Source organism: Bacillus cereus group sp. BfR-BA-01379, assembly GCF_022663605.1.
In the GTDB taxonomy this organism is placed as follows: Bacteria; Bacillota; Bacilli; order Bacillales; family Bacillaceae_G; genus Bacillus_A; species Bacillus_A mobilis.
This window is the reverse complement of the sequence record NZ_JAKUFT010000103.1, coordinates 1-13,099: the sequence shown is the minus strand read 5'-3', so window position 1 is coordinate 13,099 and position 13,099 is coordinate 1. Positions and strand designations below refer to the sequence as shown.

The window sequence follows — 13,099 nt, the reverse complement described above, 5'->3', positions numbered from 1 at the left end:
CGACTTCAATAGTAAAATAATACAACTCAATAAACGCCCAACCTGCTAATACCATTAAAAGTACATTTAGCATATAAGAAAATACGAGTCTATTCATCCTCTTTCCCCTCCTTATTTAACACAAACACATCTTCCATCTTTAACTCGAATACATCGCAAATCGTAAGTGCTAATAACAATGAAGGAACATAATCACCTTTTTCAATTGCAGCGATCGTTTGTCTCGTTACTCCAACCTTTTCTGCTAATACACTTTGGGAAAAATTAAAGCGAGCTCTTAACTCCTTCACTCTATTTAAAATGGACAATTTTACCACCTCTCGATTACATTGTATGCTTCCCTTAACAAAATGTAAACTTAACTTAACATTATTTTTGTAAAAAAATCCAACTTTACGTATTGTAAAGTTGGATTACGTGTTAGTTTAAAATTGTAACCTTAACATTTTTTCTGCCCCAATTACTAGACGAAGCTTTATCTGGCATTAAAACATCGATCTTGTGGCCTTTAATTGCGCCACCAGTATCTGCTGCAATTGCAATTCCATAGCCTTCAACCTTTACAGTAGATCCTAATGGAATAACAGATGGATCCACCGCGATTAATTTCATTCCTGGGTTTGCAGTTAGATTATAGCCTTTACCACCTGGTCCCCATGCAGAATATACTTGTTGGCCTGGGCCATAGCCATTTTCAGCTGGGTCTGCTGTATAAGCTGTTGCATGTACATAAAATTCTTTTCCACCAGCAGTTGGCTTAGAAGGTTCTACAGGTTCTACCTTCGAATTATTATTAGCAACAGGTTCAGCTGGTTTATTAGCTTTTTCTTGCTTTTGTTTTTCAGCAATTTCTGCCTGTGCCTTAGCTAAAGCTTCTTGCTCAGCCTTTGCAGCTGCTTCTTCTTTTGCACGCTCTTCTGCCGCAATTCTTGCCGCTTCTTGCTCACGAGCAATTGTTTCTTGAACTGCCTTCATATTTGACTCAATTTTAGCCTTTTCTTCTGCTGCTAAATTAAGTTGGCTTGCAATTGCATTATATTTAGCTTGAACTGTTTGTAAGTTAGCTTGACGCTTTTTCAAGTTATCTTGCAACTCAGCTTGTGCTTTTGCTAATTTTTGTTTGTCTACTACTAAAGATGCTTCTTTCTCGTCAATTGTTTTCTTATCTTCTTCAATTTGACGAAGATCTTGTTCTTGTAGACGTAAAATTTCTTTATCTGCCTCTAGAATAGTAGAAACTGCATTCATACGTTGTAAGAAATCTGCAAAGTTTTTTGACTCTACTACAACTTCTACTACTAAACTTGTATTTGAACTGTTTTGAACAGAAACCATACGTTTTCTCATAATATCTTTACGAGCAAGGACTTTATCCTCTAAAACGACAATTTCATTCTTTTTTTGCTCAATCTGCTTATGTGTTTCATCGATTTTACGTTGAATAGCAGTTTGAGCCTCTTTATTTTTTGCAATTGTATTATTTAAATTATGTAGTTCGTTTTCAATACCTTGAATTTCTTTATTAACAGCTTGCTTCTCTTGCTCTTTCTTTTGCATGTCTGCATCATTTTGCTGCAATTGCTGTTGCATGTTGTTAAGTTTCTCGTCGTTTGACTCTGCTTTTACAGCGACTGTACTAGAAAGACCGATAATTCCTGCTAATACTAGACTACTGATTCGCTTAAAATAGTTCATAATCCGACTCCCTTCTTATACAGTTATACATGATTTATTTTACAGTTTGTTTACAATACCATTAAATACAGTTTATTTTTCATGACGAAAAAAAGAGAATTATGAATAAAATGTAATAGATTCTTAAATATTTAACAATTCCTATATTTAAAAATTATAAAAGATGCTAAAATCCAAATATAGAGAAAATATAACTTCTAAAGGCGGTTGAAATAAATATATGTTTACGCAAAAAAAATCACTTCAACATAAAATTGATCAATTAGAAAGTCGTATACAAGAACTAGAAGCAGAATTAAAACAAAAAGATATCGAACAACAAGAAACTATTTCTTCTATCCACGATCGTGTACAAAGCGTTGTTCAAGAACATAAACTTGTAAATAACCAGCACAATACACTCCAAAATTTAGTTCAACAATTAAGCTCATGTTTCGAAAATGTTTCAACGCGTACAACACATTCCAATGAATTGAATAATGAAATGTTACAAAAAGAACAAAGCTTAATTCAGTCAATTGAAGAAATTATTGACTGTTCTAATGAAGGGAAAGAATCTGTTCATCGTTTACTTATTGTAATTAATAAATTAGGTGAACAATCTCAGCGCACGTCTAATAGTATGAATCATTTAAGTGAGCGCTCAAAAGAAATCGAGCAAATTGTAGAAGTCATTCAAAACATTGCAGCACAAACAAATTTACTTGCTTTAAACGCGAGTATTGAAGCTGCGCGTGCTGGAGAGCACGGTAAAGGATTCGCTGTCGTTGCCAATGAAGTAAGAAAACTAGCGGAAAGTACAGCCGAAAGTACAAAAAACATCGGCAACTTAACGAAAAAAATTCAAGAAGAAATTGAAAAAGCATACGATAACACAAAAGATAATTTACACTTAGTCGATGAAGGTGTAGAAATGAGTGCGGATACAAACGCTAGAATTGAAAATATTTTAATTATGATTCAAACGTTACAAAATGGTGCTACAAATGTTATTAAAGCTATCGAAAACCAAAAATCTTGTAATGATGATATATTACGTGAATTCGCTAATACACAACAAATGTTCCAGAAGTTAAATACTACTATTATGAATCATATTCATGATGCAGAGAAAGTCGATGTTCAATTAACGAAAAGTCTTGAAGAAACAGTAGTTTCTCATTAATAATAAAAATCCCTTATACCGTTGTAAGGGATTTTTATTATATTTCGAATATTTATTTCTTCTCAATATTCATCCGTATCTTTGTTATAATGGACAAGTTGTTTCTTTCGACTAATAAACAAGGAGGTTATTATGGAACAATTTTACTACATTTTAAAATATTTAATTCTTGGTCTGTTCCAAGGACTAACAGAACCAATTCCGATTTCTTCAAGTGGTCACCTCGTTTTAGCACAGCATTTGCTAGGACTAAAAATAGAAGGGTTCAGTTTCGAACTACTTGTTAATTCAGCTTCATTATTAGCTGTATTACTTATTTATAGAAAGGACTTAATTCGTCTAACTAAGAATGGCCTATCGTATATATTTACAAGAGCAGAAGACGCAAAATCAGATTTCTTCTTTATTATTTACCTTGTTATTGCAACCATTCCAGCAGGTGTTATTGGTGTTTTATTTAAAGATTACATCGATCAGTACTTAAAAGGCGTAAAAATGGTTGGGATTTCCCTTCTTATTACTGCTGTCGGCCTTTGGATTATTAGAAACTTGCGTGGACGTAAAAATGATGGCGATCTTTCTATGAAAGATGCAATCATCATCGGATTGGCACAAGCTTGTGCACTAATTCCTGGAATAAGCCGATCAGGTGCAACAATCGTAGCAGCGATGTTACTTGGTATGAAGCAAGAAACAGCTCTTCGTTTCTCATTCTTACTATATATCCCTGTTAGCTTAGGTGGTTTATTACTAAGTATTACAGACATTGCAAAAGACCCAAATCTAGACACATTATTCGTACCATATGTCGTTGCATTTATCGCAACATTTATCATGACGTATATTTCGTTAAAGTGGTTTATGAACATTATGGCAAAAGGAAATTTAAAATATTTCTCTTTCTATTGCATTATCGTAGGTGTACTTACTCTTATTTTCTTATAAAGTGAAACTTACAAATCGAAAAGTGAGTCATTCTATTAAACTAGGATGACTCACTTTTTTATATCTTTATAATGCTAAAGGCCCTCTTACTTTTTTATACGGTAAGAGGGCCTTTCTTATACGTATACTTTCTTTTCTTGACAATACAAACGAATAACATGTTTATTTTGTTGAAATACATCATGCGTTAGGCGGATAATAATAAAATTTCGTTTTGTTTGATCATCATGAACAAAAATCTGTTCTCCCTCCTGAAAATGCCATGCACTTTCAAAAGTTGTAATATGATCCCCACTTACAGAAAAAAGCTCATATCGCATATCTTGTACCCTCTCTCAACTAATAATAATCATAATATCCTTATATTAAATTTAGTATAACTTAATTCCATTGAAAGTTGTAATTTTTTCTATTTCGAAATATTTTAATTTTGTTTTAATGTTCTTTTAACGTTATAATGAGAAACGAATTTTCATTGAAAGGAGCTCTATTTTGACTGCATATTTATTTCCAATAAAAACAGCATTTATTTTATTTCCTATTTTAGCGATGTTTCTATTAATCCCTTTTTTAATATTTAATTATCGCAAGTATGGTTATTTGAATAAGTGGCGTTCATTTATTTTATATTCACTATTACTCTATGTATTAAATGCCTATTTTCTTGTTATCTTACCTTTGCCACAAACATATGATACATGTAGCCTACAACCGGCTAATACACAACATATGCAACTCTCGCCATTTTATTTCATACAAGAGATTAGTAATCATACCTCGGCAATTTTAACGAAGCCAGCTACCTACTTCTATTTATTAAAGGAATCTGCGTTTTTACAAGTCGCTTTTAACGTTCTGCTAACCGTTCCATTTGGTATGTACTTACGTTATTATTTCCGACGTAGCTTCTTACAAACAGTGTGTATTTCTTTTTTCCTTTCACTGTTCTTTGAATTAACACAAGTAACTGGATTATATGGTATTTATAATTGTGCCTATCGCTTATTTGATATTGATGATTTGTTTTTAAACACACTAGGCGGCGTAATTGGTTTTATCATTGCACCAATATTTACGTACTTCCTTCCAAAAACGAGTGAGCTAGATATTCATATTGATTTAGAAACGAAACCAGTCGGATTCATTCGTCGTCTCATCGCTATGCAAATTGATTGGATTTTCTTATCTATCGTTGTACCTTTCATTAAAAACAAAGGAAATTCACTATTTATTGCTAACATCCAATCTTATACAAATGTATACGAACTCCTTTTCATTACATGTTCAATCTTAATTTACTTTATTATCATTCCATACTTTACAAATGGAAGAACAATAGGAAAAGCGTTGCTTCGGATTTACATTAAAGGACAAGCAGAGCGTATTACACTAAAAGAATTATTCATTCGTTACGGTATATTCTATTTCATTCTAGGCGGGATCAATTATATTCTTTCGAGTAGCTCTATCTTAAATCATACAGAGCCTTTAGTATTACTAGTTATACTATTATTCCAATTTGTAATTAACGGTCTATTTATCATCCATGTTTTATTACATGTATTTAGCCGTGATAAATTACTATTTTACGAACGCATTAGTCAAACAAGAAATGCAATCATACTAAAAAAAGCTGACAAGTAATACTTTGTCAGCTTTTTTTCATAATCGTAAATAATTTTTCTGTGTAAGGATTTGAAAACATTTCTGCTTCATCTAATAACTTCCTCACCTTTAGAAACGAATGCAATTCTGGATATATATTTTGTAATTTTTCGTACGTTAACGTATGCATTTTCCCCCAATGCGGGCGCCCTTCATACTTTAGAAAAATTTTCTCCACCTCACCGAAATAAGCAGCATACTTCATACCTTTATACATATGAACAGCAATATACGCTGAATCCCTTCCGTACGCTGGACTGAGCCATATATCATCACTTTTCACATAACGGCATTCAATTGGAAAGTGCACTTTATACTTTTTCTTTTCAATAAGGTTTGAAATTTCCTCTACAACAGCCCGCATATACTTTGAAGGAACACTATACTCCATTTCATAAAATGGAACCGCACGCGATGTAGCAAATACTTCATAACTCGGACCGATTATTTTTGTATTCGGTACAGCTTTAGCCGATAATCGACTTACGCCTTTACTTATAGAAGGAAACCATTTACATCCTTTAGATAACAAAGAAAACATCTTATTTTCAAGCAACTCTACCTTTAGTTTATGCCATTTCAAATCACTGTTTTTACCCGTTGTTACATTTGCAAATTTCACTTGCACTTCATCTGAATACGGAAAAACGAAAAATTCAAAATGGCGATTCTTCTTATATTCTTCTAGCTTGTTCATTACAGTAGATAATGACTGTTTTTCACTTTTATAAACGAGTGAATACGCCCTGATAACTTCCAATTTTATTTTTACAATAATACCTAACATTCCAAGCGACAACTGAAAGGCTCTCCAATATTCCACATTCTCAGTTTCCGAACAAACTATGCTCTCACCTGTGGATAAAACTGCGGTAATCTCTATAACTTGTGTTGATAAACTTCCAAAGGTAATACCCGTCCCATGAGTCCCTGTACTAATCGCTCCTGCAATAGATTGTGAATCAATATCCCCTAAATTTTCTTGTGCATAACCTTTTTCTTCAAGTAATCTCCCTAAATCATGTAACTTTGTTCCTGCCCATACTTCAGCAACCATCTTCTCCTCATCGATATTCATAATACCTTTCAATTCATCTAAAGAAACTAAAATTTCTTCCGTTTGTACAAGAGGTGTAAACGAGTGCCCTGAACCAACAACACGAATTTTCTTCCCTTTTCTTCGTGCAAGTCCTACCACTTCTACTACATCTTGTATACTTTCTGGATACATCGTATAACGCGGTGTTCCTTCTACATTCCCTGTCCAATTTCTCCATTTTTGTCCCTTTATAGAAAGCATTGGCCATCCCCCCGATATGTTGAATACTCCCCAACAATCTCTCCTTCTTTCACACGATATAAAAACGGAAACCGCTCACATAACTCTCCAGCTTTACTATGGCGAAACAAGATAGAATCTCCTATCTCTACCCGTTCCTCACCGTTATAAAAAATCGGTGTTTGTACCTCGCCAGCACCTTCTAAAGCTAATAGTTTGGCGCCATTTGGCCTCCAAATCTCAGGTTCTTTATCTTTACCAATTGCGCCTGAGGCAATATATCCTCCACCTAGACAAGTGTAAATATACGGGGCTGGTTTACGTACAACTGGTAAAGCAAATCCGACAGCTGGATGAAATTGCACCTCTTTATAATAATCAAACAGCTTCGGGGCATAAAAAGCAGAACCTATTGTAATCTCTGAAACTGCATTATCTTGCTCGGTTGTTTTTATACTTCCTGTGCCTCCCCCATTTACAAACCTTAGTTCAATACCTAGGTTTTGTATTTCTTTTACGATATGTCCTCTTCTTTCTTTAATTTCTAAAACCGATTTCTTCTTTAAATACGAAATTACTTTACTCTTCACTCGCTGATTTGGTATGTGATCTCCTACCCCAGCAATTTGGGCTTCATATCCCATGACACCATCTAGTATTAAAAATGATGATTCTTTCACCCTTTTTACTATTTTCAAAGCACCTTGCACATCTTTTACTGGTGATCTGTTTACCCCAAAATGAAATTGAAAAAAACGACTACTCATATCAATATCCAAACAAACACGAAAACACCCTTTAGACTTCTCAGCAATTTTTTCTAAATAAACAATATGTTCTTCACAATCCACCATACAAATTATAATGAGCCCTTGCTTTGTTAGCAAACTTATTTCATATAAAGCTCTTTCATCATAGGCAGGATATCCGAGTAATAAATCATTGAATCCTTGTTCAATTAAAAACAAAGCCTCCCTAGGTGAGAAACACATAATACCTTGAAATCGATCATTTGCAGCTAAAATCTTTTTCATAACCGGAACAGAACGTAACGATTTACTCGCTATACGAATCTTCTTATTTCCACTTAATTCTATAATCGATTGAACATTTCTATCTAAAGCCACTTCATCCAAAAATGCACACGGTAATGGAACCTCTTTAAAAATTCCTCGATCCACATTTTTCTCTCCTCTTCTCTATATGTCTTATACATATTGGAAAGAAAGTTTAAATTTCCTCTACAAAACAAAAAAGTTTCTTCTTATTTAAGAAGAAACTTTTTAAGACTATTTCATAGAAATAGTTGCCTCTACTGGATAATGATCAGAATAATCATCATACGTATATTTTTTGAGCCATGATGTAACAGTCCACTGTGGAGATTTCGGCTGTAATACTTTATTCTCTACGAATGATGGATTTGCATGATCTTTACTCGCAATAATATAATCTAAATGTTCAGCAGGTGCATCTGGATAATTGTATTTCGCAATACTGTTTGTCGTCGCATCCCAAGTTGCTGTATGTCCTATATAAGATGGAATAGAAGCGTGCAATGTTTTGAACATGGATGCGTACTCTGAATCACTATTGTTCTCTGCATTTATTTTATTCACGTTCATATCGCCACCAAATAAGACGTACTCGTCATTTGGTATGTTCTTATTTTTAATGAAATCTTGAATTTCTTTTAACTGGTTTGTACGTACAGATGCAGGTGAAGTTTTTCCGCACATACTATCTTCAGCCTGCAAATGCGTCCCAATTACATGAACGAAACGATCATTTTTCTTAATTTTCGTGTATACAAACCCTTTATTTGATAAATTATCTGGCCCGCATCCGTTTGCAAATACATATTGAATCTTTTCAACGATTGGCCATTTACTTACGATTGCAACGCCCCCATCTTCAGGAGTTGAAGATGAATAGCTACCTAACGTTTTATCCCATTCATTGCCGTTACTACGACCTAATACCGCTGTTTGATTTGGATATTCTTTCTTCAAATTCCCTAACAAACGATCTGATGCGCTATTATCAAACACTTCATTTAATATAACTACATCCTGATTCTTAATATAATTCGCTGCCCCAATTAAATCAGCACGCTCGGTTTGTCCCCAGTTCGGATATAAGTTTGTTGATAGCATGTACACGTTATGCGTCATCACTTTCAAAGTGTTATTTTGATCTGTAGACATTTCTGCCTGAGCCAAGGATCCACTATATAAAGCCGATAAACCGAGTCCGACGCTAAGTATACTCTTTAGCAATTTCCTTCTCACGATTCATACCTCCATGTATTAGTAATAAAAAGGCCAAATACTCTATTCTGAGATTTGACCTTTCTTAAATACTTAACGATTTCCGTACGTATCAAACCAAAGCTGAATGTATCCAGCAGTAACACGTTGTGCATCCATTAATCGCTTACCTGTCATTGGTGTAACTTCAGCGCGCCATTTATCAGCATATTCTTGTGATACAGCTGCTTTTACAAACCAATCTTTCGTATTATCATTTACAATTCCAGAGTAATCTTGTTTCGCTGCTACTGCCGCTCCATGAATCCACTCTTCTGGATTTGTACCTTTCCAGTTCCAATATCCATTTCCATCCGTTACTTTATAATTATCTTTTATCGTATCCACAAAGTTTTCATATTTAGAATGGAATCCTTGTGGGTATGAAAGATTTGTAAAGTTTGCCGCATGCATCGGTTGGTTTACATCTCCCAAATAATGAAGAGATAATCCTAAATAGAAGAATGCTTGTTTCATATCTTTATTTTTGTATGACTCACCAGCTAATTTAAAATATTTAGCCCCAGTTTCTTTTGCCTGCTTTGCAAGTGGAATATATGTTTTTCCATTGTCTGGATCATAGAAATGTGAAGCAAATGTGCTATTATCATAATAAGGATTTTCATAGTCAGCAGCATAAATACCGTTCTCTAGCTCTGTACGCCATTCATTTAATTGTGCAACTCGATCTTGTTTTACAAGTGTTGTATTACGAGACATAATATCAATGGCACGGTTTACAATCCATAAATGAGAGTTTACGCCTTCTTTATGCTTATCTTCAGCAGACCAGCGGTGAACTATTTTTATTTTACTTCCCCCATCATTTTCATGAGCAAATGCAACACTTTGTAACGGAGCTACTAATGTAATAGCTGCTGCTAAAGCAAGTACTTTCTTTTTCATCTGAAATCCTCCATTTTATAATTGAATTATTGTAAACTTTTTGTTAGGATCCTATGATATCGTCCGGTTAACCTATGACTAGAATATCCCACCTTTCATAAAATTTCTATCAATAAATTAAAATATGCAGATTTTCATATCATTATAACTTTATACATAGTGAATATAATGATTGAATGCACTTATATTGTAATAAAGTATTGTTAAGCTACTGCAAATACTTGTCTAAACTAATGTAAAAAAGAGTAAAACATCCACATGCTTTACTCTTTTTTTCTACTTGATAATATACTTGGTAGTTGTACATTAACTGCCAACTTATGAATAAATCCAAATACTAGTCCAATCCCAATAAATATGTATAAGATTGTAAATACCTTTCCGAAATCCGTTTGCGGGCTAAAATTCCCATCACCGACAGTCGTCAACGTGACCACACTAAAATATAAAGCATCAAGAGGACGTAACCCTTCAACTGTACTATAAAAAATTGTACCAGATGTTAATGTTAGAAATGTTAATACGAATAATACTTGAAATTCTTTATCTTTCCACGCTCGTAAACAAGCTTTTAACATCCGTTTCAATGTCAACATAAATGAAAGCATTAGACTTCCCCTTCCAAACAAAATACCTGTAGTTAAAGGAAAGTCTATCACCTTTCTGTATAGAAAAAAAGTAGCCCTCTTCTATTTCTAGAAAAGGGCTACTTTTTACTACTCTCTATTATTTAGGTGAAACAAGAATTTTCACTTGTGTTTTATCTTTTACAAGTGCTTCAAATCCTTCTTCAACAACTTGATCCACTGTGATTTTCTTCGTAATTAATTTCTCTGCTTGAATTTGGCCAGAGCTAATTAATTTAATAACAGCTGGGAAGATATGACGGTATCCAAGAATACCGATAACTTCTTTTTCTTTTAATACAAGGTTGTTTGGCGTAATTGTTGCGTCTTTTTCCCATACACTAACAATTACAGTTTGTCCTTCAAAGCTTGTGCTTTCAATTGCTTGACGAAGTACTACTTCAACACCTGTTACTTCAAAGCTCACATTTACACCTAAACCATTTGTTAAGTTACGAATTTCTGCTAGTACATCTTGAGTAGCTGGATTTAATACGTAATCCGCACCTGCTAATTTTGCTAACTCTTGACGTTCTTTAGAAAGTTCTACTGCAATAACAGGAGTTGCTCCTGCTGCTTTAGCTGCTTGAATGACAAGAAGTCCAATTGGACCACAACCAAATACTGCTACTGCTTCCCCTTCTTTTAATTTACTTTGACGTACTGCATGAACTGCTACTGCTGCTGGTTCTACAAGTGCACCTTGTTCATACGTCATTTCATCAGGAATATGGTGAACCATATCTTCTGGTACTACTGTATATTCAGAGAAACCGCCGCCTTCTCCGCCAAGACCGTGGAAAACAAGTTGTTCACAAACATTGTAATGTCCATGTTTACAAGCCTCACATTTACCACAAGAATAAATTGGTTCTACAACGACGCGATCTCCCACCTTATGAGAAGTAACGCCTTCACCGATTTCAACTACCTCACCACTAAACTCATGACCTAAAATAACCGGTGCTTTTACGTGTGTTAATGGGTGCTCTTCTGTTGGAATAAAAATAGGTCCTGCTAAATATTCATGCAAGTCTGTTCCGCAGATACCACACCATTTCACTTTAATCTTAACTGCTCCTGGTCTTACAGTTGGTTCTGGTACTTCTTCTACTCGTACATCACGTTGATCATGCCAAAGTAGTGCTTTCATTTTATACATCCCTCTCTACGTATATACTTAACCTGGTGAAGTTTACAAATCTATTATAATACTTCCATCCATATATTTCAAAAAAACAATCTCGTTTCCACTAAATTTTAACAAATAATGTTCAATATTTTGTCACTTTGTACTTTTTTCCACATCTGTTAATTCAATTTCATTGCGGTTGAAATTAGCATTATGCCATAATAGCATAGGAGAGGTGAATATCGCTTGAAATATTTTATTTACTTTATTGTTATCGTAGCGTTTCTAGATACATTTTCACAATTGCCTATTATGAGTACATTCGCTCAAAGTCTTGGAGGATCTCCTCTTATTATTGGGCTAGTTGTCGGTATGTACTCATTCGCTAATATGATCGGTAATATTATTGCTGGCGCTGCCGTCGATAAATTTGGTGCAAAAAAAATACTTTATATAAGCATGGGACTTACGAGTTTCATAGTCTTGTTATACACCGTTGTTCAAAGTGGTGAACAACTATTAGTTGTGCGCTTTATGCACGGCTTTAGTGACGGATTTTTAATTCCTGCTGCCTTTACGTTTTTATCAAAACAAACAAATTCAGCAAGACAAGGTAAGGCGATGGCTCTATCTGGTGCTGCTGTTGGAACAGCGGCAATTGTAGGACCCGCTTTCAGTGGGATTATGAAAGCTACTGCTGGTATAGAGTGGGTGTTCATTACCATTTCGATTTTAATGGTCCTTGGTACAATCGTATCTCTATTCTTCTTACCAAATAACGTATCAAGAAAAGATACTTCAAGAACACAAATGATGAACAAAGAAGATATGATTGAACTATTGAAATCAGAACCGTTATTGCAAGCATATATTGGTGCCTTCACGCTAATGTTTTCACAAGGAATTGTCACGTATATGCTACCAGTGAAAGTTGAGGCATTAGCACTTAAAGCATCTACAACAGGCATGATGTTAAGTGTATTCGGCATTACCGCTATCCTCTTCTTCTTACTGCCAACAAACCGTATTTACGATCGATTTAATCGTTCAAAACTAATGTTAATTGGGATTGCAGTAATGGCATTCGCGTTATCTTTACTTGGATTATTTGCAACAAAAGGTATGCTCTTTATCGTTATGATGATTTATGGTATTGGATTCGCTATCCTTTTCCCATCAATAAATGCATTACTTGTTGAAAATACGACAGATGATAAACGCGGAAAAGCATTCGGATTGTTTTATGCTTTCTTCTCATTAGGAGTTGTTGCTGGATCCTTTACAGTTGGTGCAATCGGGGCATCCCCTAGCGTCAGCTTCGTTATCGGAACTGCATTCTTATTAACATTCGCTGGAATGATTTATGTAAGAAGCAAA

13 protein-coding genes and 1 pseudogene are annotated in these 13,099 nt (G+C 34.5%); 4 read left to right on the top strand and 10 right to left on the bottom strand.

Translation table 11 applies throughout. The features are described 5' to 3' along the window. From MR113_RS25050 to MR113_RS25040, 3 genes and pseudogenes are all read right to left on the bottom strand, one after another. Positions 1 to 97 (bottom strand): annotated as a pseudogene (locus MR113_RS25050) (DUF2178 domain-containing protein); the annotation flags it as partial. Beyond that, a complete protein-coding gene (locus tag MR113_RS25045) occupies positions 90 to 308 on the bottom strand; it encodes a helix-turn-helix transcriptional regulator (protein ID WP_048527833.1) in 219 nt (72 codons plus the stop codon). The pseudogene MR113_RS25050 and the gene MR113_RS25045, both read right to left, overlap by 8 nt. A 112-nt stretch (positions 309 to 420) precedes the next feature. After that, entirely contained in the window at positions 421 to 1,695 is a 1,275-nt protein-coding gene (locus MR113_RS25040; protein ID WP_242257244.1) for a 3D domain-containing protein, read from the bottom strand. A gap of 220 nt (positions 1,696 to 1,915) precedes the next feature. On the opposite strand from MR113_RS25040, the gene MR113_RS25035 reads away from it, so the two are divergent. Beyond that, a complete protein-coding gene (locus MR113_RS25035) occupies positions 1,916 to 2,860 on the top strand; it encodes a methyl-accepting chemotaxis protein (RefSeq protein WP_242257243.1) in 945 nt (314 codons plus the stop codon). A 132-nt stretch (positions 2,861 to 2,992) separates the two neighbouring features. After that, a complete protein-coding gene (locus tag MR113_RS25030; protein WP_242257242.1) occupies positions 2,993 to 3,805 on the top strand; it encodes an undecaprenyl-diphosphate phosphatase in 813 nt (270 codons plus the stop codon). 116 nt (positions 3,806 to 3,921) lie between these two features. Here MR113_RS25030 and MR113_RS25025 read toward each other — a convergent pair whose 3' ends face one another. Beyond that, positions 3,922 to 4,125: a hypothetical protein gene (locus tag MR113_RS25025; protein WP_242257241.1), complete on the bottom strand. Its 204-nt coding sequence runs from the start codon at positions 4,123 to 4,125 to the stop codon at positions 3,922 to 3,924. Positions 4,126 to 4,297: 172 nt separating this feature from the next. Here MR113_RS25025 and MR113_RS25020 point away from each other — a divergent pair, with 172 nt between their 5' ends. Beyond that, complete coding sequence (locus tag MR113_RS25020; RefSeq protein ID WP_242257240.1) at positions 4,298 to 5,449, top strand: VanZ family protein; 1,152 nt, start codon at positions 4,298 to 4,300, stop codon at positions 5,447 to 5,449. 7 nt (positions 5,450 to 5,456) lie between these two features. On the opposite strand, the gene MR113_RS25015 is transcribed toward MR113_RS25020, so the two are convergent. The 6 genes from MR113_RS25015 to bdhA form a co-directional block, all read right to left on the bottom strand. Beyond that, positions 5,457 to 6,770 carry a D-arabinono-1,4-lactone oxidase gene (locus MR113_RS25015; protein WP_242257239.1) on the bottom strand — a complete coding sequence of 438 codons (1,314 nt, stop codon included), beginning with the start codon at positions 6,768 to 6,770 and terminating at the stop codon, positions 5,457 to 5,459. Further along, entirely contained in the window at positions 6,758 to 7,930 is a 1,173-nt protein-coding gene (locus MR113_RS25010; RefSeq protein ID WP_242257238.1) for an amino acid deaminase/aldolase, read from the bottom strand. Before MR113_RS25010 ends, MR113_RS25015 begins: the two co-directional genes overlap by 13 nt. Positions 7,931 to 8,038: 108 nt before the next feature. Beyond that, positions 8,039 to 9,040: a sphingomyelinase C gene (sph, locus tag MR113_RS25005; RefSeq protein WP_242257237.1), complete on the bottom strand. Its 1,002-nt coding sequence runs from the start codon at positions 9,038 to 9,040 to the stop codon at positions 8,039 to 8,041. Between the two features lie 72 nt (positions 9,041 to 9,112). Continuing rightward, positions 9,113 to 9,964, bottom strand: coding sequence for a phospholipase CerA (gene cerA / locus MR113_RS25000; protein WP_097817876.1), 852 nt, complete (start codon positions 9,962 to 9,964; stop codon positions 9,113 to 9,115). Between the two features lie 263 nt (positions 9,965 to 10,227). Beyond that, a complete protein-coding gene (locus tag MR113_RS24995) occupies positions 10,228 to 10,572 on the bottom strand; it encodes a potassium channel family protein (RefSeq protein WP_073517263.1) in 345 nt (114 codons plus the stop codon). 118 nt (positions 10,573 to 10,690) lie between these two features. Next, positions 10,691 to 11,743, bottom strand: a complete 1,053-nt coding sequence (bdhA, locus tag MR113_RS24990; protein WP_242257236.1) for a (R,R)-butanediol dehydrogenase — start codon at positions 11,741 to 11,743, stop codon at positions 10,691 to 10,693. A 225-nt stretch (positions 11,744 to 11,968) separates the two neighbouring features. Between bdhA and MR113_RS24985 the strand changes: the two genes are divergently transcribed. Next, a partial coding sequence (locus MR113_RS24985; RefSeq protein ID WP_242257235.1) for an MFS transporter occupies positions 11,969 to 13,099 on the top strand: 1,131 nt, incomplete at its 3' end.